The organism is Sphingopyxis sp. (assembly GCF_034380315.1).
Taxonomy (GTDB): Bacteria; Pseudomonadota; Alphaproteobacteria; order Sphingomonadales; family Sphingomonadaceae; genus Sphingopyxis.
The window spans coordinates 1-23,790 of record NZ_JAXMPB010000017.1; the positions used below are offsets into that span (position 1 = coordinate 1).

The window sequence follows — 23,790 nt, forward strand, 5'->3', positions numbered from 1 at the left end:
CCGCGTTCGCGGACCATCCTCACCGCCTCAAGCTTGAACTCGCGGCTGAACTTCCTTCTTTGCATTGTGGACCTCCGATAGGTGGAAACACCCTATCTCGGTGTCCACCAAACCGGCAGCAGGCCAGGGCATCGACCTGTTCGACGCGCTGGTTGTGCCACGCGTATTGGCATTGCTTGTAATTATGCCCCTCCTGGCGATTGTTGCCATGCTGGCTGGTTTGGCCGGCGGGCTTGTCGTCAGCTGGGGCATACTCGACGTGAGCCCGACATATTTCGCCGAACGACTCTCAGCTGCGGTCGATATCCGACACTTCTGGGTTGGAATGGCAAAAGTACCGGTGCTGGCCATTGTGATTGCGCTTGCCGGATGTCGCCACGGCCTTTCGGTACGCGGAGATGTTGAGGATCTGGGCGGGCGGGTGACCGTCGCCGTTGTCCAAGCGCTATTCGCAATCATCCTTCTGGATGCCGCCTTTGCAATTCTCTTCAACGTGCTCGAAATATGATTTGCGATCCGGACATCGTTATTCGGGTGGAGAATCTTAAAACCCGATTTGGCGATCACATTATCCACCAGGATTTGAACCTAGAAGTCCATCGTGGCGAGATTCTTGGTGTCGTCGGAGGGTCCGGTAGTGGAAAATCCGTCCTGATGAACACCATTTTGGGCCTGATTGCGCCTAGCCATGGGGCAATCGAAATCTTTCAGAAAAAAATTGGGAGTCGCTTTGATCGTACGGAAATTGATCACCGAATTGGCGTCATGTTTCAAAATGGCGCGCTTTTTTCTTCTCTTAGTGTGCAAGAAAATGTCGAGGCTCCTCTCATCGAACATACCCGTCTTAGAGAGCCGTGGCTCGAGGCCGTGGCTCTGATGAAAATCGGCCTTGTCGGACTCGATGCCGAGGTGGGCCGGCAAATGCCCGCTGAACTTTCAGGCGGAATGCGAAAACGTGTAAGCGTAGCGAGGGCCTTGGCGCTCGATCCAGAATTGCTGTTCCTTGACGAACCCACTTCGGGCCTCGACCCGATCGCCGCCGCCGAATTTGACCAGCTGATACGGACGCTGAGCGACACGCTGGGGCTTACTGTCGTGATGGTGACCCATGATCTCGACAGCCTGTATTCCATCAGCGACCGCGTGGCCGTGGTTGCGGATCAGAAAATTGTCGAGGTTTCGCCAATCGCGGAACTTGAGAGGTCTGACCATCCTTGGATCAGGGCGTTTTTGGGAGGGCGGGCGGAGCGCGCCAAGGAAAGGAACCGTTAATGGAACGCGACGCGAACTACGGTCTGATTGGGGGCCTGACGCTGGCTCTGCTAGCGGCGGCTTTCGGCTTCATCCTCTGGCTCGGTCAATCCCAATTCGCCCGTAATTTCGACGAGTATCGGATCATTTTCGATGGTCCCGTCCGCGGTCTTAGCGAGGGAGGCGAGGTGCAGTTCAACGGAATTCCGGTGGGAGAAATCACGCGTATTAGTCTTGATCCCAGAAATCCAAACAGGGTGCTTGCAGGGGTGCGCCTGCGCGAGGATACGCCTGTGCGCGTCGATTCTACCGCCGCGACGGAGTCGCAAGGCATAACCGGCGGAAGCTACATCCAGATCAGTGCGGGGACGCCCTCTAAGCCGTTGTTGAAGGAGGTTTCCAAGGAAACGCTCCCAGTGATTAAGGCGGAAAAAAGTTCGCTACAATCCCTGATGGATGGAGGTGGCGCATTGTTGGCGGACGCTTCGCAGGCCCTGGAAAGGGTCAACCGGACCTTGTCCGACGAGAATATCGAAAATGTTTCGGCTGCTATTGCGGATGTAAGAGCTACCACGGCGGAATTGCGATCTAGTCGCGGAATGTTCAGCAAGGCTGAACAAGCGTTTGCACGCCTGGACCGGGCGGCGGCCGATATCGAGGCCGCGGCCGCATCGGCGCGCACGGCGATCGATGGCGACGGTCGCAAGACGTTTGCCGATGTCTCGGCAGCTGCTCGAGATCTTCGAGAGGGGATCGCCGAGGCGAGGGTGGTCATTCACAGGCTTGATGACGCCGCGAGTGGATTGGCGGCGCCCGACGGCTCCGGGATTGCTGCAACTTTGAAATCGCTCGATAGCGCGGCGCAGGAAATCGAGCAGCTCGCCGGCCAGCTACGACGGACCCCTCGTGAAAGGAAGCTCCCCCAATGAAAACGATCTCTGCAAGAATGTTTTTGCTGACGGGCGCGCTAATTTGCCTTTCTGGTTGCGGGAATATTCTGGGAACTGGCGGCAAATCGACGTTGTACCGGATCAGCAGCACGCCCGTACCGGAGCGTGAAATTGCACGACAGTGGATTCCGGTGTATATTACGCGACCGACGCTTCCGCCTGGGGCCGATGGAGACAGGATCCTCACGATCGAGAATCGCGAAGTCACGTATCTGGCCAAAGCACGGTGGATGAGGCCTGCGCCCGAGATGATCCGCGAGGCTATTGCCGGAAGCGTAGCGCGCAAAATCGATCACGCATATATCCCTGTCCAGAGCGTGGCTTCCGATCATTACGTCCTATCCGCACGGCTTTCTTCTTTTGCAGCCTATTACGAGCAGGGGCCCGACGCGGCCCCGATCATTCGCATCGCCGCGCAAGTGGAACTAAGCCGATCCAAAGAATCGGAACCACTGGCAGTCACGCGCATCGTCCTTGATAGGACAGCAAGCGCAAACAGCGTTTCGAGTATCGTCGAAGCCTTTGATCGCGCGAGCCTTGAAATGGCCGACAAAATCGCGAGTTGGACGGCTGCGGTGATCAATTAGCGGGTAGCCAATGGAAACTTAGGTGTTTAGTCCCAGCATGTGATGGTGTGGCTCCATATTGAAGATATCCGGCTTGGATTTCCAGAGTTCTTCGATGGCCTCATAGGGTGTCTTGAAGCGCAGTGCCTTCAACTGCTTGGCAAAGTTGTAAGCGACCAACCAGTCGCGGACATGGCGGCGCAGCTCGTTGATCGACGTGTAATGGAAAGATTTGACGGTGGCCTCCTTGATGGTGCGCACCATCCTTTCGGCCTGACCGTTGGTCCATGGGTGATAGGGTTTGGTGAGGCGTAACCGGTGTTTTCAGGCTACGACGGTCCATGGCATGAGATCACCGACGCTGTTGGCGGGATAACCGTTGGCGAGGCTGGTGAGGGTTTCGGTCAGCCATTGGTGGGGGTTGATGGTGCTGAGCTTGCAACATTCGATGAGCGTGGCGATCACCGCCCAGTTGTCGCCGCCCTCGTCGGAACCGGCAAACAGGGCATTTTTGCGATTGCGAGCCAGCGGCCTGATCGATCGTTCGACGGTATTGGAGTCGAGGTCGATGCGACCGTCATCGATGAAGCGTGAGAGGCCGTCCCAGCGGGTGAGTGCGTAGCGGATCGCTTCGCCGAGCTTGCTCTTGGCGCTGACCTGGCGGCCACGGGCGGCAAGATATTGGTGAAGATCGTCGATGATGACGCGGCTGCGTCCGGCCCGAGCGGCACGACGCTGCTCGGCCGAGAGGCCGCGCACATCGTCCTCGATGGCGTAAAGCAAGGCGATGCGGCGCAGCACCTCGGTAGCGACCGGGGATGTATCAGCCAGTTCGTAGAATTTGCGACGCACATGCGCCCAGCAGAAAGCGAGCCTGATCTGCTGGCGCCGCCGGGGGAGCGCGGCGTAGCCGCCATAGCCATCGACCTGTAGGATGCCCGCAAAATCACCAAGATGGAACTGGGGACGCTCGGCCTTGCGATCTGGCGCATAGACATAGGCGACGATCGGCGGATCGCAGCCGCCCCATGGTCGGTCGTCGCGGGCATAGGCCCAGAGCTGGCCGGTCTTGGTCCGCCCGCGTCCGGGATCGAGCACCGGGGCGGTCGTCTCGTCGGCGAACAGCCGCTCGGATCGTCGTAGCTCGTCGAGAATGTGGTCACGCAAGGGGCGCAGATACCAGGCCGCTCGCCCGACCCAGTCGGCCAAAGTGGATCGGTCGAGCCGGATGCCCTGCCGGGCGTATATCTGGGCCTGCCGGTAAAGCGGCAGGTGATCGGCATACTTGGATACCAGCACCTGGGCGATCAGTGCCTCGGTCGGAATGCCGCCCTCAATGATCCGCGCCGGCGCCGGCGGCTGCACGATCGCGCTCTCGCACGAACGGCAGCCATAACGCGGCCGCCGGGTGACCACGACGCGGAAGGTGGTCGGCACCACATCGAGGCGCTCGGCGACATCCTCGCCGACCTGGTGGAGGGCGCCGCCGCAGCAGGGGCAAGCATTGCTCTCGACGTCAACGATCTGTTCGATCCGCTCGAGATGCGCGGGCAGCGAACCGCGGTTGGTCTTGCGCACAGGATCACTGCGAGGCCGTCCGGCCTTCGCTTCGCTGGCGGCCTCGGCTTCCGCGAGCGCCGTCTCGGCATCCTCAAGGCCCAGCTGCAACTGATCCTGATCGAGCTGCTCGGAACGGCGGCCGAACCGATGACGCCGAAAAGCCTCGATGATCGCCCTCAGGCGTTCGGCTTCCGCGTCGGCACTCTCGAGCTTGCGGGCCTGTTCGAGGACGAGCGCGCGTAACGCGTCAACATCGTCCGGCAGGTCCGCTTCCATGAGCATGGGAGCAGTGAATCAGTCTGGGAACGCCCCGTCAACAGGCAATCTGCGGGGCCTGCGGGCGGCGCCCGCCATGCACCCGGCGCCAATCCAGACCCTCCAGAAGCGCGCCGAGTTGCGCTGAGGTCACACGCATCACGCCGTCCTGGATGCCCGGCCACCGGAAGCCGCCGGACTCCAGCTTCTTGGCCATCAGGCACAGGCCAGTGCCGTCCCACCAGACCAGCTTGATCCGGTCAGCACGCTTTGCCCGGAACACGTAGATCACGCCTGAATATGGGTCGCCGCCATACTCGGCGCCGACCAGCGCGGCCAGGGCGTCAGGTCCCTTGCGAAAATCCACCGGACGCGTCGCCACCATCACGCGCGCGCCAGCGCCAGGTCCGATCATCGCGTTGCCTTGAGTGCTTCAATCACCGCTGCGATCACAGCCGCATCGGCCCCGCGTCCGATCTTCACCGCCACGCCGTCAATCTCCAGCTCGACAGCACTGACTGTGGGACGCCGACGGCGACGGCCGCGCCTGGCGACAGGGGCTGGATCACCCGAAGGGAGCGGTTCGATCACCGCCGGCACGAACGCAGGCGTCGCTGGAAGCGTCAGCCCTTGGTCCTCCAGCTTCTTGCGCAGATCCCGGCGCCAAGCGAATAGTTGCGACGGAGCAAGCCCATGACGGCGCGCCACCGCGCAGGCCGTCTCCTGACCCGAATAGCTCTCCGCGACGATCGACGCCTTTACCTCAGGCGACCACTCCCGACGCTGGCCCGCACCTGTGAAAACCTCAAAACGCCGAACCACGCTGGTGCCAGCATCATCACATGTCATCATCATAGCATCAGCATCCTCCAGCCTGATCGGGCTAGCGAAAATCGACGCCACGCTTCACTCCCGCAAGGTGGCAGGGAAACACCGGTTACGGTGAGGCGATGCTCGATGCCGTTCTGCTCGCAGACACGGCCGAAGATATGGCCGATCCATCCCAGTGTGCCGCCCTGGTCACGCTGCACGAACTGCACGCCGTTGTCGGTCAGGATGGTGTGGATCCTGTAGGGAACCGTCTTGATCAGCACGCGCAGGAAGGCTGCCGCGGCGAGCTTGGTCGCCCGTCGATAGATGCGGGCGAACACCAGCTTCGAGGTGCGGTCCACCGCGACATAGAGGAATCCTTTGCCGCCTTCGTAGCGCAGTTCGGCGATATCGATGTGGAAATAGCCGATCTCGTACTTCTTGAACTTCTTCGGCTTCTCGCGATCCGCCTTCGGCAATCGGCTGATCCCGTGCCGCTGCAGGCAGCGGTGAAGCGACGAGCGCGTCAGGTTCGGGATCACGTCCTTCAACGCGATGAAGACGTCATCGAGCGGCAGCCGGGCCTGCACCCTGAGCGCCACGATCGCGGCTTCTTCCATCGGCGACAGCACGGTGCTGCGCCGTTCCTTCGGCCCCACCGGCATGTCCTCGACCGACGGCCGGCTGCGCCACTTGATCACCGTCTTCTCGTTGATCCCGTACCGCTTCGCGAGCTGCGCGACCGGAGCTTGCGATCGCTGTAGCTCCGCTCGAACGGCGTGCGTGGTCTTGGCGCTGCCGTGTAGAAGCTGGCCCATAATCCCTCCCGCTGTGACGATGACAAGCTTACACCATCACATGCTGGGACTAAACACCTAGTCGTGACAACTGCCCAGCCCGAGATGAAGCGGGAATGTTATGGATGGCTCCCCTTCTGGGAGGGGCGGCAGCCGTACACAAATAGATCCACAGCTTGCCTCATTCGGGCTGAAGAGGTTTCATTGTGACTGGTCACTCCCACTCCAAGAGCGGCCCGACGAAAAGGTGACAAAATGACGCTGGATATAAACTGCTCCGCAGCAAAATTCGCGTCTGACACCCTGATTTCTCCCCTCTCCTCGGCTTTGCGCAAAACCTCTGCCACCAATCTCGTCGTGCGTCCTACGCCGAATTCGTAAAGGTTTCGCGCTAAAGCGGGAAAACGTGCAGCCTCAGCCATTACAACGCGTTCCAACGCGACATGAATGTCGGTAAGCATCCAGGATAGCAGTTCATCGGACAGCTCTTCAAGCTCGGGCCGAACGTCGCCATGTTCGGGAACGTGCTGTTCGAGGAAGGAGAGCCGATCCTCGATTTCCCTGAGTATTACCGCCTCGAAAAGCAGCTTTTTGCTCCCGTAACGGGCGTACAAAGTGCGCTTGGAGATGCCTGCTTTTGCAGCAATCCGTTCCGCCGTTGAACGACCGAATCCGTCGGCAAAGAAGACATCGCGGGCGACACGGAGAATTTTCCTCGAAAGTGCTTGCGAGGCTTGTCGAGTAGGCCTCCCTGTTCGTCCGGAAGCTTGTTCTTTGGTTTTTTGGGTCGACGTCATGCCTCATCTTGGCCATACCTTGTCCGCGCTGCAAGCGTAGAGCGCTTTGCATTGTATAGCCCGCCCCCGCGAGATTGCCCGGGCTTATGCAAGACCCACGAGGCCCGCTGAACTTTGCCTGCCTGAAAGGATCGCTGCCGTTCGCAGGGAATGGACGCAGTGTGATCTCATCTAGGCGAGTTGGTTACGATACGCTTCGCGTAAGGCCTTTTTGTCGATCTTTCCCGTTGCAGTGAGCGGTACTGTCGCGAACAGGATGTCGTCCGGCAGCCACCAACGAACAACCTTCGTCTCCAGATGCGCGCGAATTGCGTCGGCTGTGACGGCTTGACCTTCATGCGTTTCAATCACGAGAAGGGGTCGCTCTTCCCATTTTGGATGATATACGCCAACGACCGCGGCGACCCGGACGCCGGGGTACCCAACCGCCGCATTCTCGATATCAATCGAGCTGATCCATTCGCCCCCGGACTTGATCACGTCTTTCGCGCGGTCGGTCAGCCGGAGAAAGCCGAAGCGATCGATCGTACCTATGTCCCCGGTGTCGAACCAGCCATCGCTCCCGGCGCCCTCAAAATCGGGGAAATAGCGATCGACGACCCACGGTCCGCGGACCTGGAGCGCACCCGCCTGCTCACCGTCCCAGGGGAGCGGCGTGCCATCGCCGTCGATAATGCGCAGTTCGATGCCAAATTGCATGCGACCCTGCTTCGTCAGCAGGAGATCGTTCGCGAAATCCTCGCCTTCGGCCATCAGGAGCGGGGAGGGCGTCGAAATCACGCCGAGAGGATTGGTTTCGGTCATGCCCCAGAGCTGGAGCACAGTGACACCATATTTGGCGCGGAATGTCTCGGCCATCGCCCGCGGGACGGCCGAGCCGCCAATCACGAGGCGCTTGAGATTGCCGACCCCCGTCCCCGTGGTGTCGAGATGAGCGAGGTACATGGTCCAGATCGTGGGCACACCGCCCGAAAAGGTGACGCCCTCTTCGTTGATCAGATCGGCGAGACTGGCACCGTCCATCCTGTCGCAAGGAAGCACTAGCTTGCAGCCGTTAATCGCTGCCGTGAACGGAAGTCCCCATGCCGTCGCATGATACATGGACGAGCAGGGCATGATGACATCAAAAGCGCTGAACCCGAAGGCACTGCTCAGACCGGCCGCCATCCCGTGGAGAACGATTGATCGGTGGCTGTATAGGACGCCCTTGGGGTCGCCCGTCGTCCCCGAAGTGTAGCAAAGAAATGCGGCTGCCTTTTCATCGAAGCTCGGCCAGGTGAGGGCCCCGTCCTGGCGTGCCAGCAACGCTTCATAGTTCAACGCGTCAGCAACATCTGGCGCGGTCGCTCCGCGATCCGCGAGAAGGACATAACGCTCGATACCTGGAAGGAGAGGGCGCAGCCGTGCGACGAGCTCGGCTAGATTGGGCTCGAAGAAGAGAATGCGGCTGCCTGCATGAGCGATAGTAAAGGCGATTTGCTCGTCGCTGAGACGCGGGTTGGCAGTGTGCAATACAGCGCCCATGCCCGGCGCCGCATAGAAGAGTTCGAGGTGGCGGTGCGTGTTCCAGGCGAGCGACGAGACGCGGTCGCCCGTTGCAATCCCGAGGACACCAAGGGCCTGCGCAGCCTGACGCGCACGCTGATCGCAGCGGTGCCAGTCATACCGCCAAACCGGCTCATCGACAGCCTTCGAGACGATCTCCCTCTCGCCGTGCGCGCGCGCGGCATATTCCAATATTCCGCTGATCAGCAGCGGCGCGTCCTGCATCAATCCCCGTAACATGCTGCATCCTTCTTCGCCCCACTGCGGCGTCGCGTGCAAGGTTCCGCCCCTCGGGTATGATTGCCGCGCGGGCTGTCAATAACCGTCATCATTTTGGTCCAGCGGCAAACTCCACGTGCCGCGTTTCCATTCGGCCAGCAATTCTCAATGATCATATTGCAGCGGCACGGCCTAGGTTCGATCGGCCCCGACATGTTTTCGGCCGCGTTTCAAATTAGTCACTCGCCGCTTTCAGCAACAGTGACAGGAACCGCCAATCGGACCAATCGCCTTTTTCCCCCGCCGCCAAAGCCGCCAGATCGAGTTTCGCCTGCCTAACGATTGTAAGCCGAAGCGACGGAATGATATAGAGGCGTTGATCGCCCGCGCCGGCGGCGACGACCATATCCGCCGGGAGTTCGTTGGCATGACTGGTGATATCGGTGGACCGGGTAACAATATCGACAGCCGGCGTGCTACGGGGCAACCACCAGGTGAGACCGTAGGCCGGATTGGCCTGGCTACCCTTGAACAGCTCGGCGAACGCCAGTTCATCGACAAGCGGCTTGCCGTCGAGCTTCCCACCGCCGCGGACGAACTCGCCGATCTTCGCCCACTCGGACGCTGCCAGCACGAGGCCCTGCGGCATGAGCGGTGCGCCATCGGGGCCGCTGCGCCAACTGCCTATGGTAACCCCAAGCGGAGTGAGAATGCGCCGCTCCACATAATGGCGAGCGTTGCCGTCTTGGCCCTTGGCAACGAGCTTGCGCCGCATGATCTCTCCAAAGATTTGCATCGGGGCGGGACCATATTGGAATTTGCTGCCCGGCGCCGCCGTGAGCGGTGCCTTCACCGAGTCCAGATACCCTTGGGCCCTGCCGACGGTCGATGCCTGGCCGCCCGTCATCGACAGCAATTGCCGAAGCGTGATCTGTTCCTTTTTGGGGTCGCCCCTCCATTCAGCGAGTGTCTCCGATGCCCGCTCGTCGAGGGTTAGAAGTCCATCCTGTGCGCCCGCCGCCGCCATCAGCCCGACAAGGCTCTTGGTGCCCGACCAGAGTTCCTGCGGCGTCGCGATGTCTGCCGATCGGCAGCGCACTTTGCCATCTTCAAGTATCAGCAGCGCAACGCCGGAATTAGCCTCAGAATAGGCGATCGCTTCGGCACAGCCGGGAAGAGGGGCGGGTTCGCCTGCCGCGGCTGGCTGTGCCGCAACCGCGGCTGCGAAAAAGAGGATGGTGCGCTTCAAGATCCGACTCCGATTTTCCGATGCTTGTCATTCTCCATATTATCGATAATAAATTCATTCGCAATCATCGATTGCTCGTGTGCGCTGCCCGATTAGGATGGCGCCGCGAGCAGGGAAAGCCGAACGGAGAGACATGGCCGCGACGAAGACCGACGACGACAGCGCGCCGACGCAGGACCGCGTGATCGCGCGCCTTTTGACCGACGACATCGTCGAATGGCGGATTCCGCCCGGATCGTGGCTGCGCGAGCGCGAAATCGCCGCGCGCTTCGGAGTGAGCCATGCGCCGGTGCGCGAGGCGTTCCGGCATCTCGCGCGGATCGGGCTTGTCAAGGTCGTGCCGTGGCGCGGCACCTATGTGATCGATATCGACGAGCATGCTGCGAACGAGGTCTATGAACTGTGGAAATCGCTGTTCGGCGTCGTTTGTCGCCTTGCGGCCGCCGAAATGACCGACCGCGACGGGCGCGAACTGATGCACCGGCTTGTCGAATATAAGGATGTCACCCAGCGCACCGACAATACGTTCGAGCATATCAAGGTCTCGAACCGCATCGGTCGCTTTATCGCCAAACGCAGCAATGCGCCGCTCGCGCTCGAGCTCCTCGATCGGGTCGCGCTGCTCGCGCGCTGGCAGCACAATGTCTATACTGACAGCTATATCGAGACGCATGGCAACGAGGCGGCGAAGCGATCGGCCATCCTCTACGACGCGCTTTGCCGCCATATCGTCGCGCGCGATGGCGATGCCGCCGATGCGGTGGCGCGCGATCTGATCGGGGTTACTCAGAATAGTTTTGGGCGCGCACTCGAGGAATATAAGGCCCGCCACGCAAAGCCTAAGCCCAGCCGCCGCCGCGCAAAAGTGACATGAGCCGTCTCCCGACCGACCGCCGCACCTTGCTTAAGGCGGGCCTCGCGGCGCCGATCGCATTGCAGGTTGACTCCGCTGCCGCTGTATCCCTGGATTTGACCATGTTCGGCCCCGGACGCCTCTTCGCCGACGTCCAAAGCTATGCCGAGGCCGGCAACAAGCAGTCGGGCGGCGCGGGCGATCGCTGGACCGCCGACTGGACAGCGAAGCGGCTGTTCAGTGCCGGATTCGAAGTGGATCGCCAGACGTTTGACGTGCCTTGGTTCGAGGCGTCGCATTGCGAACTTACGCTCGGCGACCACACGATACCGCTCGTCGCACAGCCGCTCGCCGTCGAAACCGGCGAGGCCGGTCTCGCTGCGCCGCTGCGCCTCGCAGAAATCCCTGAACGCCTCGACGGCGCGATCGCCGTCGTGCGCCTGCCTTTCCGCCGCTGGTCGAGCCTCGTAGATCGTGCAGTGCGCGAGCCGCTCGCCGATGCGCTTGCGCGCGGTGCGAACGGGGTCATTCTCATTACGACTGGGCCGACGGGCGAGGCCTTGCTCCTCAATGTCCCGGCCGGTCATCCTGTATCGGACAAGCCACTTGCCTTGCTCGCGCCGCGACTCGCCGCCCCGGTGATTGAAGCCGCGCGCCACGGTGCCGCGGCGAAATTAGCGCTTCGCGGGCGCGGTGGGATTCGGGCAGCGCAGAATATAATCGGGCGACGCGTTCGCTCCGGTCGCCCTTGGCTCGTCGTCTCTACGCCGCGTTCAGGCTGGACCGATTGCGCCGGCGAGCGGGGGCCGGGTATCGCGATGTGGCTCGCGCTTGCCGACTGGATGCCCCGAGCGTTTCCGCAACACAGCCTGCTCTTCCTGTGCAACAGCGGGCATGAATATGAGAATCTCGGTGCGAGCCATATCGCCGACAAGGTGGGTCCAGCCCCCGGCGAGACCGCTTTCTGGTTTCATCTCGGCGCCAATGCGGCAGCACGTGACTATCAGGAAATGCCGGGGCGCTTGCTGCCGCTGCCAAGCGCCGATCCCTATCGTTTTCTCATGACATCGCCCGAATTCGTGACGTGTGCGCGCGAGATATTCAAAGGCCAGCCGGGGTTGGAAATGGCCTATCCTTCGGCGGAAGGCACAGCGGGCGAACTCTCGGAAGTGATAAAGGCCGGCTACGTGCGTCATGCCGGCATCTTTGGCGCACACCGTCATCACCACGCTGTGACCGACGATTTATCGACGGTCACACCTGACCCCCTTGCCGCTACGGCGCGGGGCGTCCGCGACCTGCTGAGCGCCGTCGTCTCTTAGACCAGCGAACCACCTGCAAAGACATTGCGCTTTCCGGCTTGACTTGCCGACGGTTTTGCACAAAATTATCGATAATAATTGCGATAACAAGATGGGGAGAGTGACCATGGGACGCAGAGCGAACCTTCTTTTCTGCACGGCCGCGATTTGGGTAGCCGTCGCTCCGCCTGCTTTCGCTCAAGACGCACCGTCCGAAGCTCTTCCGGACGCGGCTGAAGCGGATGATGATGGCGCCATAGTCGTAACGGCGCGCCGCCGCGAAGAGCGGCTGGCCGATGTGCCGACCGCGGCGTCGGTCATCGATATCACGTCGCTCACCGATCGCGGCGGCGCCACGGGCAGCGGCGAACTCCTCGCCGATCAGCCAAGCGTTCGCTTCAACAATCTGAACTCGTCCGTCACGTCGGAGATCTCGATCCGCGCTTCGTCGACCGCGCGTGCCACCAATGGCGACCCGAGCGTCGGGCTCTATCGCAACGGTGCCTATATCGCCGGCGGTCCGGTGGGCGGTCGCAACTTCACGCGGCTCGACCTGCTCGACATCGGCCGCGTCGAGGTTCTGCGCGGGACGCAGGGCGCGCTGTACGGCCGCAACGCGGTCGGCGGCGCGATCAATATCATCTCGGCCGAGCCCGAATTCGATCTCTCGGGCTGGGCGAGCGCGCGCTATGGCTTCGAGAACAACAGCTTCCAGACGCAGGGCGCGATCAATGTCCCGCTCGCCGATGGCCTGGCGATCCGCATCAGCGGCGATCTCGTCGAGCAGGACAAGGGCTTCTTCTACAATCCCGACAACGACGTCTATTTCGACCAGCAGAAGGGCCACGGACTGCGCGGCCAGATCCGGCTGAAGCGCGGGCCGGTCGACGCGATCATCACGGCCGAGACCCAGCGGCTGACCACGCCGACGATCCATTACCAGATATCCATTCCCGCGGGCACGCCAGGCTTTCCCGGCGGTTATACGCAGGATCGCTTTCGCTACCCCTGGAACACCGCGCCGCGCGCCAGCCAGGACGTGGACGGCCTTCAGGCGCTCGTCCGCGTGGATCTGGGCGGTGCCGACCTGACGTCGACAACCTCCTTTCGCAAGCGCACGTCCGAATATGATCTCGACAATGACGCGATCAGCCCCGCCGAGCTGGCGCGTGCGCGCGCCGCGGGGCAGATCGGCGCTCTCACGCCGCTCGATGCCAGCACCGCGTCCTACGTCGTCGACACGACCGACAATTTTTCGCAGGATATTCATGTCAGCGGGGCGAGCGATCGCTTCACATGGCTGGTCGGCGCCGAAATGCTGTTGCTCGACAGCGATTTCTCGGTGGCGACGACGCGCACGCCGACGCTCGCCAATCCGTCGCCGGGCAATATCGCGCCCGCGCGGCTGCATTTCGAAAGCTATGCGGCCTATGGCTCGCTCGGTTTCGACATCACCGACAGCCTCAACCTGACCGGCGAACTGCGCTATACCCGCGACAGCCGGAGCATCTCGGCGCGGCTTTACGATTTGGGGACTGGCCTGCCCACCGGCGGGCCATCGCGGATCATCGACGACAGCATCAACGCCGACAATCTCTCCTACAATGCGACCCTCTCGTACAAGCTCACGTCGAACATCCTCGCCTATGGCAAGGTCGGCAGCAGCTATCGGGCCGGCGGGTTCAACACGCGCCTCTCCGATCCGCGCGCGCCGAGTCCTGTGCAGGTGCTGTTCGGCAACGAAAACAGCACGTCTTACGAAGTCGGCATCAAGGGCAGTCCGATCCGCCGCGGCTATTTCGCAATCGCGGGCTATTACACCGAGCTTGAAGACCTGATCGCGCAGGTCGACGATGGCTGCGCGCTCACCAATCCGGCGTGCCCGATCGCCGCGGTCGCCTATCTAACCAACGCAGGCGATGCGAAAAGCTGGGGTATCGAGGCCGAATATAGCCAGGGCTTCGATCTCGGCGAAGGCAATGGCCGCCTCGCCTTGAGTGGCTCGCGGCAAGAGGGCAAGGTCAAGAGCGGCCGCTATGACGGGCTGGACCTTGCGCAGGTTCCCGACTGGCTCGCCTCGGCCAACCTCAATCTGCGCTACCCGGTCACCAAGGATGTCGCGCTGACCAGCAATGTCCTGATCAGTGGTCAATGGGGCGGCAAACAGGAGCTGACAGCGACCTCGGTCGACCTCGATGATTATGTCCTCGTCAATCTTCGGGTCGGCGTCGACTTCGGCAAGATCAGCGTCAGCGCGTTCGCGAACAACGTCTTCGACAAGGTTTATTTCGTCGCGCAGGCGCCGACGATCAACCGGTACAGCCAGCCTCGCGTCGTCGGCGTCGAAGGACGCATTTCTTTCTAGGTCGCGCTCCCGTCCGCGGCCTCCAGCCGCTGGTCGGGAAGGGTAGGAGGGCGCAATGCGGCATTTGGTGATGGCAGCACTGTTCGGTGCCGCGATGCTGACCGGATCGGTGTCTGTCGCGGCGGCGGAGACGGCCCCCGCGGCGACAATCGCGCAGGGGCGCCTTGCGGGCGCGCGCACGGGGGACGTCGAGCGCTTCCTTGATATTCCTTTCGCCGCCGCACCGGTCGGCGCTCTTCGCTGGCGGGCGCCGCAGGCACCGCCGCGCTGGCGGGGCGTCCGCGATGCCGCAAAACTCGGCCCGGCTTGTCCGCAGACGGTGCGCCCCGCACTTGTCGCGGGCGGGGTAGCCGAGCATCAGTCTGAGGATTGCCTCCAGCTGAACATCTGGCGCCCGGCGGGGGCGCGAAAGCTGCCAGTGATGGTCTGGATCCATGGCGGCGCCCATGTGGTCGGTTCGGGCACCTTCCCGGTTTTCGACGGCACCGCCTTCGCGCGGCAAGGTGTGGTTTTGGTGACGATCAACTATCGGTTGGGCGCGCTCGGTTATTTCGCCCATCCCGCGCTCAGCGCGGCCAAGCCGCGCGGCGAGGCGCTCGCCAATTACGGCCTGATGGACCAATTGGCCGCCCTGCGGTGGGTGAAGAAAAATATCGCCGCATTTGGTGGCGATCCGCGCCAGATCACCTTGTTCGGCGAATCCGCCGGGGCGATCGGAGTGACGACGATCCTTGCCCAGCCCGAAGCCAAAGGCCTGTTCGCCAAGGCGATCGTTCAGTCGGGCGTTGGTCTCCTCGATCCGCGCCCGCTTGGCGAGCAAGAAGCGCTAGGCGCGGCGTTGGCAGCGCGCGCAGGTGCGCCGCCTTCAGCATCGCTCGACGCGCTTCGCGCGCTGCCCGCCGCCGCGCTCGTTGCCGCTGGCGAGGTCCGGACGCCGGGCGCGATGACCGGCCCCATCCTCGACGGCGACCTGGTACGCGAAGCGCCTTGGCGCGTCTTTGCGCGTAGCGAGCCGATCGACGTTCCGCTCCTCGTCGGCGCGAACAGCAACGAGGCGAGCGTCATCCTTGCCATGGGCGTGCCGCCATCCCCCGCGCTCGCCTATCTAGGGCGCGACCAGGCGGCGGGCCGGGCCGCCTATGGCATGGGGCTGGCCGATGATGAACTGGCGCGCCAGGTGTTGGGCGACGCCTGGTTCGTCGCCCCGGCGCGCTGGCTCGCGGCCCGGACGGCGGGAGGGGCGCCTTCGTATCTCTATCATTTCGACTATGTCGCAGCGGCGCGGCGCGACCGCGCCAAGGGCGCCGCGCACGGGTCTGAAATCCCCTATCTGTTCGGGACGCTCGACTATTTCGCGTCGGTCGCCGGCGCCGTCGGTGACGAGGATCGCCGCTTCGGCGAAGGCATCGCCGCCTGCTGGGTTGGCTTCGCCAAGACGGGCGTTCCTGGCTGCGCACTCGTTCGCGACTGGCCGCGTTACGATGCGGCAAGCGACCGTCTCGCAAAATTTGCGCCCGAGTCTGGCGTCGTCGCCGGCTTTCGCGAGGCGCAGCTCGACCATCTGCTCAATGTTCACTTCGGGAACGGCCAGCCCAGGCCCTAGCCCGTCCGGCCGCGCTAGGCCCTCCGTTTCGACGATGTGCAACGAAGCTGGGAGAGAGAAAATGGCTGGAAGAACGAAATGGATGTGGCTTGCCGCTGGTGCGGCGATGGCTGGGGCTGCGGCCTTTGCGGCGCAGGGCGGGTTCGGGGGCAACGGCGGCGGCGAGGCGCGTCCCATGGTGCAGCTTCCGCCTGCGGCGCCCGCTGCTAAAGCGTCGACGTCGGCGGCATCGGCGCCCGCGGCCGCCAGCCTTTCGGCCACCGTCGGCGGTTATACCTATGACTGGACCGCGTTACAGTCGGCAATCGACGCTGATACCGAGGTCGATAACGGCTATTTCATCGTCGGGAATGCTTCGGATCCCGACTATCTCTTCGCTTACGAGAAGGGCAGCTTTGGTATCGATCGGGTGACCCCGCTTGCGTCGGCCTCCAAATGGTTCGCCGGCGCGCTGGGGATGCGCATGGTGCAGGCTGGCATCGCGACGCTCGACGATCCGATGCGGCCGCCGCTTGCCTTCTGGACCACGATCGGAACGAAGAAGGATGTCCAACTCAAGCATGCGCTGTCGATGACGTCGGGCTTCAATGCGAGCCCGCTCGTTGGCGGCTGTCAGCTGCTTCCGGCCATGACGCTCTACAATTGCGCGAAGAGCATCCACGATTTGCGCTATGATATTTTGCGCCCGGGCAACGCGCCCGGCGCGCAATATAGCTATGGACCGCACGGCCTTCAGGTCGCCGCTGCCTATCTGGAGGCAAAGGATATAAGCATCGCGCCCGGCACGTCACCGGCACGCCAGCGCAATTTTCACGAACTGTTCGCGCAGCATGTGACGACCCCGCTCGGGATGACGAGCACGACCTGGTATGACCCTGCGGGAAGCGCTCCCACCAACCCGTGGGTCGCGGGCGGCGCCTATTCGACGCCGCGCGACTATGCGAAACTTCTGCGTGCCTTCCTTGGCGGCAGCTTTATTACCGATATGACAAGCTTCACCCAGCAACGTACCGCAGGCTTGCCGCGCGTTTTCGTGCCGGCGAGCGCGGGCAATTGGGAATATGCGCTCGGCTCCTTTGTCGAATGCGACACGCCTTCGGCCTGCGCGACGTCCAAGATCAATTCCTCACCGGGTGCCTATGGTTGGACCGGCTGGATCGATCGCGAGACCGGCTATTACGCTTTGATCGCCACCGAAATATCGAGCGGAGGCGACCGGAAAGGCGTCGAGCTCGAACAGGTCATGCAGGATCTGATCGAGGATGCGATCGCGAATCGCACCCCGGCGCCCTGACCTGACCCAGCAGTCTAGTCACGCAGCACAGGAGAACTTGATCTCCATGCGCTGCGTGGCTGGCCTGTCGGACTAGGCAAAGTCGACGGCTCAAAGGCGAGCGGCCAAACCCGCGTGTGACCGGCAGGGAGCCGATTTGACTGAATGGCCGATGCGCGGCCGTCCGGTCGTGGGTTCGGCCTAGGGACACGTCGCCAAAAAGCGTGTCGCTGCCGCCACTGCCTCGGCTCCGAAAGCTGCTGGGCATGCATCTGGCCGCGCAGATTGGCTCGCCTCGGGCGGTTATCAGGCGACGTAGGCCCCTCTACCACTCGCCACCAAGGTTCCGTCTGCGGCTAGGATCCGGGTAGCCGCGACGCTTATCTGCCGCCCTAATTTCACCGGGCTGCCGATCGCGCGAAGCGGCCCCAGCTTGGCCGGTCGGTGAAAATCCACATGGAGGTCCGCCGTCGCCCGCGCAGCACCCCCCATCGCGATGATCGTATAGAGGCCGGTCAGATCGATCAAAGCCGATACGATGCCACCATGCGCCGCGCCGACCGTCGGATTTGAGATGATTTCGTCTCGCCAAGGCATGGAGATCACCAACTCGTTGGCGCCGACCTCAGCGATGCTGAGCCCGAGCCAGCGGTGAAAAGGGGCCAGCGCCAATAGGTCACGTAATTCCTCAAGCCCCGGGACGGCGGGGGCATTCATGATTTCATTTCCGCTTCATGGATGCCGAGCAAAAACTCTAGGATCGATTGCCCGAAAGCGTCGTTCTCGTCCCCCACCACCATATGAGTCGCATTCGCAATGTCGCTATACGCCATATGAGGGACAAGGCCCTGGAAATGCTTGACGGCTTCCAGCGAGACGAGATCGCTTGACCCGCCGCGGATCAGATGCACCGGCAAGGTCAAGCAGGCAGCGGCCGCGCTGAGCTCGGTGCGGCCATGGTCGCTGGAAACGCCGCCGCCCTGCTGCGTCACTCTTTCGATGAAGGCGGGGTCCCAGTGCCAATAGAAGCGTTCATCGTCCTTGCGGCGCAGATAGTGTGCTAGCCCGGCCGAAGCCTTCCGGCTGGGGCGATGGGGCAGATAGTCGGCAATGACCTGTGCGGCCTCTTCCACCGACGCAAAACCATCGCGCGCATGCGCCGCCATGAAACCGACCACGCGGGCGACGCCGCTCGGTTCCATCTGAGGTGTGACGTCGACCAGCGTCAGCGATCCGAAACTTCCCGGTGCGCATTTTCCCTCGGCGATGATCCCGGCCAGGCCACCAAGAGACGCGCCAATCAGCGCCGGTTTGCTCGCCGTCGCCGCAGCGATCTCGACGAGATCGGCCGCAAAATCGGAGATATCATAGGCTCCGTCGCTGGCCCATGCACTCTCGCCGTGCCCGCGCATATCGACTGCGATGGTCCGGAAACCATGGCTCGCGAGCCGGTGGGCTACCGCCCTCCATGCCCTTCGGGTCTGTCCGCCGCCGTGCGCGAGGATTACCGGTAATCCGAGTTCCGGGCCATCAACCGACGCTGCGATTTCATGGCCCGCTTTCCCGGCAAGCGTGATCGACTGATCAATCATTCCACGATCATACTATATCATATCTTACAGTAAAGGGTTTTCAGAATATGATGTTGGCTCTACAGTCCATGACGATGGTTGAACCTCGCAATACAAGCGGCATCTCTCCCGCGAAAAGTCTTCTGACGGCCTCAGACGAGTTTGTCTTTCTCATCGAGGAAGTGCCCCGCAAACTGCGTCGGAAGTTTGATGCCTCAACGGCGCGCTTCGGATTGACGCGAACCCAGTGGCGCGCGCTCGTCTATATCTATCGGACCCCGGGCATGACCCAAACCGACCTCTCCAAATGCCTCGAACTGGAGCGTGCCAGCGTTGGCCATGTTGTCGACCAGCTGGAAAGAATGGTGCTCGCGGAACGGCGCGCTGCCAAGGGCGACCGGCGCGTCTGGGAACTTCATCTTTTGCCCCGAGCGATCGAAATCCTGCCTCAGCTGCGCGCCGAAGCCGACATGATCTACGCGCGACTGCTCCATATGATTTCCCCAACTGAGATACGCGCGATGCGCTCATTGCTGACGAAAATGTCCGGCAATCTCGAAAGCGGATCGGAAGACATGCCTCCTCGATAGGAGCCGTGGAAGATTTGAAATGGCCGACGCCATTCATCGTCAGCAAGCCGATATCCCCAACTGGCACCGCTCGCGTCTGAGGCGGCGCGCCGCGGCCGTTCTGCCCCCGCTGCATCAGGTTGCCAGCACTGACGGCTAACTAATTGCGAATATCGCGGCACGGAGCCCTACCTGCCTCCCGCCGTGTTGCAGAATAGTCCGATCGAGCCGGCAATCGTTCGGCGGTGAGCGCCCTCCCGCGAGGCGGGCCGCTCTTGGCTTCGCGTGCCAGCGCCAATTGACCGACGAGCTATTTCGTGCAACGAGTTGTCTACCAAGAAACGAACCTCTGCGTGGAGACCGACATGGCTCAACCCGAGCGCTTCATGTGAGGGCGGATTGCCGGTGCTGTCCGCCGTCAGCACCAATGGCACAGATTTGAGGTTGTGATTTAAGGAGGATTTGGGCTTCGTCGTAGTGACTAAGGAACGAGGATGAAGCCCATCCTCCTTGAAAAAATCGGCGCCGAAGGCCCCTGCTGAGCGGCTGGTGAAGGACATACGGCGTGCGACGCGCCGGCACTTCTCTGCAGAGGACAAAATCAGGATCGTGCTGGAAGGCCTGCGCGGCGAGGACAGCATCGCCGAGCTGTGCTGCAAGGATGTCATCGCCCAGAGCTTGTATTACACGTGGTCGAAGGAGTTCATGGAGGCGGGCAAGCGGCGCTTGGCGGGCGACACCGCCCGTGCCGCGACCACCGGCGAGGTGCACGACCTGCGCCGCGAAGCCCGTGCCCTTAAGGAATGCGTGGCCAATCTGACGCTGGAAAACCGGTTGCTCAAAAAAAGCATGATCGCGGATAGGGCCGACGACGAATGAGGTAACCCGCATCCGAGAAGCTGGAGATCATTCGGATCGTCGAGCAGTCGCACCTGCCGGCCAAGCGCACGCTGGAGCAGTTGGGCATCCCGCGCCGGACCTTCTAACGCTGGTACGACCGCTACCTCGAGCGCGGGCCGGAGGCGCTGGAGGATCGGCCATCGGCCCCGAGGCGGGTGTGGAACCGCATCTGCGATGATATCCAGCAGCAGATCATCGACATGGCGTTGGATACAACCGACCTGTCACCCCGCGAGCTCGCGGTGCGCTTCACCGACGAGAAGCGCTACTTCGTGTCGGAAGCCACGGTTTACCGTATGTTGAAAGCCCATGACCTGATCGCCAGTCCGGCCTTCATCGTGATCAAGGCCGCCGACGGGTTCCACACCAAGACGACGCGGTCGAACGAGATGTGGCAGACCGACTTCACCTACTTCAAGATCATCGGCTGGGGCTTGGTGTACCTGTCGACCGTGCTCGACGACTTCTCCCGTTATGTCATCCTTTGGAAGCTGTGTACCACCATGCGGGCCGGGGATGTCACCGACACGCTGGAGCTGTCCCTCGAAGCTTCCGGATGCGCGTCGGCCAGGATGATCCACAAGCCGAAGCTGCCAATGGGCCCGGCCAGCATATTGCCCGCGCCCCTTAATTCGTCAGGGAAATGGGCGGCGAGGAATTGCCGCATTTCGGTGCGAAATGCGTCTTCGCTCGTCTAGACATCAGGTTCTAGCTGAGTTGGCACTGAAACCTCCGTTCAAAACTGAATTTGCGACGCCGCACGCGCACGACAGGGCTGCGCTCTGTCTGGTCAGTATTGCTGCTCGGGAACGTGCAAAATCAAACCTTCCACTCCTTCCACCATGGGTATCTGGCAGGCGAGGCGACTGTATTCGTTGGCACCTTCGGCAAATTGCAGAAGCTCTGCCTCCGCTGCCCCTTCGACCAGGCGACCAACCCTGTCGATCCAGGCCGGATCGACATGGACATGGCAGGTCGCACAGGCGCAGACACCGCCGCAATCGCCGTCGATGCCCGGTACATCATTGAAGAGCGCCGCCTCGCGTGCGGTTTCGCCCTCGGCAATTTCGACTTCCCGCCGCGTTCCATCGCTGGATACGAACGTCACTTTGACCATCATACACTCCGTATTTCTGCTTCAGCAAATCAGCGCGCGTGCAGCCGCACCGGCAGATTGGTGATCCCGCGCACAAGGTTTGAGAAAAGGCGCTCGGGCTCGCCGGTCACTTCGACCTTGGCGAACCGCTTGTGAATTTCTTCCCAGATGATCCGCAACTGCAGTTCTGCCAGCCTGTTACCCATGCATCGATGGATGCCATAACCGAATGACAGGTGATGGCGCGGATTCTTGCGGTCGATGATGAACCGGTCAGCCCGGTCGATGACCGTTTCGTCGCGGTTGCCCGACAGGTACCACATCACGACCTTGTCGCCCTTCTTGATCTGCTTGCCGCCAATCTCCCAGTCCTGCAGCGCAGTGCGGCGCATGTGAGTCAGCGGCGTCTGCCAGCGGATGATTTCCGGCACCATGCTGGCTATCAACGAAGGGTCGTCATTCAGTTTGCGATATTCATCGGGGTTCTGATTGAGCGCCAGCACACCGCCGCTTATCGAATTGCGCGTGGTGTCGTTGCCGCCCACGATCAGCAGCAGCAGGTTACCCAGAAATTCGAGGAAGGGCATATCCCGTGTCGCCGGGGAATGCGCCATTATGGAAATCAGATCGTTCTTCGGTTCTTCGTTGATGCGCTGCTCCCACAGTCCTTTGAAATACATCGCGCACTCGATGAGTTCTTCACGCCTCGCTTCGTACGATTCGACGATGCCGGTTTCAGGGGCGGCCGTTGTGACGTCGGACCAGCGCGTGAGCTTGCGGCGTTCCTCCCACGGGAAATCGAATAGGGTAGCAAGGGTCATCGTGGTCAATTCAACTGAGACCTTGTCAACCCAATCAAATTCCTCGCCTATCGGCAGATCATCGAGAATCTGACACGCTCGTTCGCGGATTGTCGGTTCGAGCAACAGCAAGTTGGACGGCGCTACAGCGGGGGTGACGGCCTTGCGTTGCTGGTCGTGCTTTGGAGGATCCATAGCGATGAACATTTCAAGTTCGAGCGCGCCTTCCACCGAATGCATGTCCTGAATGGCGATACCGCCGAGCTTTGCCTCCGACGAAAAGACTTTGTGGTTGGTGTCGACAGCCATGATATCGTCGAACTTGGTGATCGACCAGTAAGGCCCAACATAGCTTTCGCGGCAATAGTGGACCGGCTCCTCTTTGCGCAGCCGGTCGAAATACAGGCCGATCGTGTCCTGCTGAAAAAGACTCGGCCGTGCGACATCAATTTCGTCGATCGGAATGGCTGCAACTTTTCCGGCAGTATCCAGCTCCATCGTGTCGATGCTCATGTCTCGTCCTCCATCCCAGGCAAGCAGACTCACCTTGCTATCAAACAGGTAGATGTTTCGCAGGGTGTGGTCAATAAAGCTTATAAGGATTGTTGCGACATTTGACCGCACTGCAAACTTCATAGACTGATGCTGGACATGCCATCCGATAAACTCTTATAAGGTTTTATCAGAGGAGCGATTCCCAGTGATGCAACCGAAGGTCGATGATTCGAGGAAGGCCAAGCGTGCGCTCACGCTTGCGCAGGACATCGTACGCGATATCGAAGCCGGGGCGCATGTTGCGGGCGACAGGTTGGCGCGCGAGGACGAAATGCTTGCGCGATACGATGTCGCCCGAGCGACCTTGCGCGAAGCGCTTCGCTTCCTTGAACTCCAAGGCGTTATCCATCTTCAACTAGGTCGCGGTGGCGGGCCGGTGGTCGCTCGCCCGCAGACTGGCGATTTCGCAAACAGCCTCTCGCTGATCCTGCATTTCATGGAGGCGGACTTGAGGGGCTTGCTCGAATTGCGCGAAGCGATTGCGGCGGATGTTGCAGCCTATGCCGCCCAGCGCGCGACCACGGGTGATCTGAGCGCACTTGCCGATTGCCTCAAAGAGCTGGAGCGAAACGAAGCGAGCAGCCAGTTCGAGGAACTGAATCGCCGTTTTCACGATATGCTCGGCTGGGCCAGCGGCAATCCGCTTTTCGGCCTTCTGACTTCCGCGTTGCATATGCTTACCCGCGAATTCTCGCTCTCGCTGGGGTATTCGGCGCAAGAGCGTGCGGTCCAGTTGCGTTTCTTGCGCCGCGTCCTTGAAGCTGTGCGCAAGGGCGATGCCGAAGGAGCGCGGCAGGCTATGGCGCGTCTCGTGGCGGGCTCCGCCTCCTATCTCGCACAGAGAAGCCCTGAGCTTGTGTCCCAGAAGGTCAGGTGGGGACAGACGTAAAAAACGGGCGCCGGTG

22 protein-coding genes and 3 pseudogenes are annotated in these 23,790 nt (G+C 61.7%); 12 read left to right on the plus strand and 13 right to left on the minus strand.

Features of this window, described 5'->3' with window-relative positions:
- Window positions 1-100 precede the first annotated feature (100 nt).
- Genes U0S50_RS18090 through U0S50_RS18105 form a run of 4 tightly spaced genes read left to right on the plus strand, consistent with a single transcriptional unit; the run spans window position 101 to window position 2,788 of the window.
- A complete protein-coding gene (locus U0S50_RS18090) occupies window positions 101-508 on the plus strand; it encodes an MlaE family ABC transporter permease (RefSeq protein WP_234715576.1) in 408 nt (135 codons plus the stop codon).
- On the plus strand, window positions 505-1,272 hold the full coding sequence (locus tag U0S50_RS18095) for an ABC transporter ATP-binding protein (RefSeq protein ID WP_054588699.1): 768 nt from the start codon (window positions 505-507) through the stop codon (window positions 1,270-1,272). Before U0S50_RS18090 ends, U0S50_RS18095 begins: the two co-directional genes overlap by 4 nt.
- Window positions 1,272-2,180: an MlaD family protein gene (locus U0S50_RS18100; RefSeq protein WP_054588698.1), complete on the plus strand. Its 909-nt coding sequence runs from the start codon at window positions 1,272-1,274 to the stop codon at window positions 2,178-2,180. The genes U0S50_RS18095 and U0S50_RS18100 overlap by 1 nt, the downstream gene beginning before the upstream one ends.
- Window positions 2,177-2,788: an ABC-type transport auxiliary lipoprotein family protein gene (locus U0S50_RS18105; RefSeq protein ID WP_081997347.1), complete on the plus strand. Its 612-nt coding sequence runs from the start codon at window positions 2,177-2,179 to the stop codon at window positions 2,786-2,788. Before U0S50_RS18100 ends, U0S50_RS18105 begins: the two co-directional genes overlap by 4 nt.
- An 18-nt stretch (window positions 2,789-2,806) precedes the next feature.
- On the opposite strand, the pseudogene U0S50_RS18110 reads toward U0S50_RS18105, so the two are convergent.
- From U0S50_RS18110 to U0S50_RS18145, 8 genes and pseudogenes are all read right to left on the minus strand, one after another.
- Window positions 2,807-3,079: pseudogene (locus U0S50_RS18110) on the minus strand (integrase core domain-containing protein); the annotation flags it as partial.
- A gap of 12 nt (window positions 3,080-3,091) precedes the next feature.
- Window positions 3,092-4,609: an IS66 family transposase gene (gene tnpC, locus U0S50_RS18115; RefSeq protein ID WP_054588696.1), complete on the minus strand. Its 1,518-nt coding sequence runs from the start codon at window positions 4,607-4,609 to the stop codon at window positions 3,092-3,094.
- A gap of 31 nt (window positions 4,610-4,640) precedes the next feature.
- Complete coding sequence (tnpB, locus tag U0S50_RS18120; RefSeq protein WP_039575394.1) at window positions 4,641-4,997, minus strand: IS66 family insertion sequence element accessory protein TnpB; 357 nt, start codon at window positions 4,995-4,997, stop codon at window positions 4,641-4,643.
- Entirely contained in the window at window positions 4,994-5,437 is a 444-nt protein-coding gene (gene tnpA / locus U0S50_RS18125; protein ID WP_052208271.1) for an IS66-like element accessory protein TnpA, read from the minus strand. The genes tnpB and tnpA overlap by 4 nt, the downstream gene beginning before the upstream one ends.
- Window positions 5,438-5,523: 86 nt before the next feature.
- Window positions 5,524-6,210, minus strand: a pseudogene (locus U0S50_RS18130) (DDE-type integrase/transposase/recombinase); the annotation flags it as partial.
- Window positions 6,211-6,308: 98 nt separating this feature from the next.
- Window positions 6,309-6,986, minus strand: a complete 678-nt coding sequence (locus U0S50_RS18135) for a TetR/AcrR family transcriptional regulator (protein WP_039575391.1) — start codon at window positions 6,984-6,986, stop codon at window positions 6,309-6,311.
- A gap of 171 nt (window positions 6,987-7,157) precedes the next feature.
- Window positions 7,158-8,756 (minus strand): long-chain fatty acid--CoA ligase, encoded by a 1,599-nt coding sequence (locus U0S50_RS18140; protein ID WP_039575389.1) that lies wholly within the window; start codon window positions 8,754-8,756, stop codon window positions 7,158-7,160.
- Between the two features lie 229 nt (window positions 8,757-8,985).
- Entirely contained in the window at window positions 8,986-9,999 is a 1,014-nt protein-coding gene (locus U0S50_RS18145; RefSeq protein ID WP_052208266.1) for a serine hydrolase domain-containing protein, read from the minus strand.
- Window positions 10,000-10,132: 133 nt separating this feature from the next.
- Between U0S50_RS18145 and U0S50_RS18150 the strand changes: the two genes are divergently transcribed.
- The 5 genes from U0S50_RS18150 to U0S50_RS18170 all read left to right on the plus strand — a co-directional run bounded on the left by U0S50_RS18150 (window position 10,133) and on the right by U0S50_RS18170 (window position 17,415).
- A complete protein-coding gene (locus U0S50_RS18150) occupies window positions 10,133-10,873 on the plus strand; it encodes a GntR family transcriptional regulator (protein WP_052208263.1) in 741 nt (246 codons plus the stop codon).
- Complete coding sequence (locus tag U0S50_RS18155; RefSeq protein ID WP_054588695.1) at window positions 10,870-12,174, plus strand: hypothetical protein; 1,305 nt, start codon at window positions 10,870-10,872, stop codon at window positions 12,172-12,174. Before U0S50_RS18150 ends, U0S50_RS18155 begins: the two co-directional genes overlap by 4 nt.
- 106 nt (window positions 12,175-12,280) lie before the next feature.
- The gene (locus U0S50_RS18160) at window positions 12,281-14,518 is read left to right on the plus strand and encodes a TonB-dependent receptor (protein WP_054588694.1); all 2,238 of its coding nucleotides are present in this window, start codon (window positions 12,281-12,283) and stop codon (window positions 14,516-14,518) included.
- 55 nt (window positions 14,519-14,573) lie between these two features.
- Window positions 14,574-16,121 carry a carboxylesterase/lipase family protein gene (locus U0S50_RS18165; protein ID WP_322310040.1) on the plus strand — a complete coding sequence of 516 codons (1,548 nt, stop codon included), beginning with the start codon at window positions 14,574-14,576 and terminating at the stop codon, window positions 16,119-16,121.
- A 61-nt stretch (window positions 16,122-16,182) separates the two neighbouring features.
- Window positions 16,183-17,415 carry a serine hydrolase domain-containing protein gene (locus tag U0S50_RS18170; protein WP_136173728.1) on the plus strand — a complete coding sequence of 411 codons (1,233 nt, stop codon included), beginning with the start codon at window positions 16,183-16,185 and terminating at the stop codon, window positions 17,413-17,415.
- A 285-nt stretch (window positions 17,416-17,700) separates the two neighbouring features.
- Here U0S50_RS18170 and U0S50_RS18175 read toward each other — a convergent pair whose 3' ends face one another.
- Both U0S50_RS18175 and U0S50_RS18180 read right to left on the minus strand, forming a co-directional pair.
- Window positions 17,701-18,111, minus strand: a complete 411-nt coding sequence (locus U0S50_RS18175; protein WP_054588691.1) for a hotdog fold thioesterase — start codon at window positions 18,109-18,111, stop codon at window positions 17,701-17,703.
- Window positions 18,108-18,986, minus strand: coding sequence for an alpha/beta fold hydrolase (locus tag U0S50_RS18180; RefSeq protein ID WP_039575377.1), 879 nt, complete (start codon window positions 18,984-18,986; stop codon window positions 18,108-18,110). The genes U0S50_RS18175 and U0S50_RS18180 overlap by 4 nt, the downstream gene beginning before the upstream one ends.
- A gap of 74 nt (window positions 18,987-19,060) precedes the next feature.
- On the opposite strand from U0S50_RS18180, the gene U0S50_RS18185 reads away from it, so the two are divergent.
- A complete protein-coding gene (locus U0S50_RS18185; protein WP_054590303.1) occupies window positions 19,061-19,555 on the plus strand; it encodes a MarR family winged helix-turn-helix transcriptional regulator in 495 nt (164 codons plus the stop codon).
- A 489-nt stretch (window positions 19,556-20,044) separates the two neighbouring features.
- Window positions 20,045-21,027 (plus strand): annotated as a pseudogene (locus U0S50_RS18190) (helix-turn-helix domain-containing protein); the annotation flags it as partial.
- 197 nt (window positions 21,028-21,224) lie between these two features.
- Here the strand turns inward: U0S50_RS18190 and U0S50_RS18195 are convergent.
- The 3 genes from U0S50_RS18195 to U0S50_RS18205 all read right to left on the minus strand — a co-directional run bounded on the left by U0S50_RS18195 (window position 21,225) and on the right by U0S50_RS18205 (window position 23,222).
- On the minus strand, window positions 21,225-21,554 hold the full coding sequence (locus U0S50_RS18195; protein WP_228383639.1) for a 2Fe-2S iron-sulfur cluster-binding protein: 330 nt from the start codon (window positions 21,552-21,554) through the stop codon (window positions 21,225-21,227).
- 26 nt (window positions 21,555-21,580) lie between these two features.
- The gene (locus U0S50_RS18200; RefSeq protein WP_039575372.1) at window positions 21,581-22,843 is read right to left on the minus strand and encodes a cytochrome P450; all 1,263 of its coding nucleotides are present in this window, start codon (window positions 22,841-22,843) and stop codon (window positions 21,581-21,583) included.
- A gap of 169 nt (window positions 22,844-23,012) precedes the next feature.
- Window positions 23,013-23,222 carry a hypothetical protein gene (locus U0S50_RS18205; RefSeq protein WP_322310043.1) on the minus strand — a complete coding sequence of 70 codons (210 nt, stop codon included), beginning with the start codon at window positions 23,220-23,222 and terminating at the stop codon, window positions 23,013-23,015.
- On the opposite strand from U0S50_RS18205, the gene U0S50_RS18210 reads away from it, so the two are divergent.
- Complete coding sequence (locus tag U0S50_RS18210) at window positions 23,139-23,774, plus strand: FadR/GntR family transcriptional regulator (protein WP_235588053.1); 636 nt, start codon at window positions 23,139-23,141, stop codon at window positions 23,772-23,774. The genes U0S50_RS18205 and U0S50_RS18210 overlap by 84 nt on opposite strands.
- Window positions 23,775-23,790 lie beyond the last annotated feature (16 nt).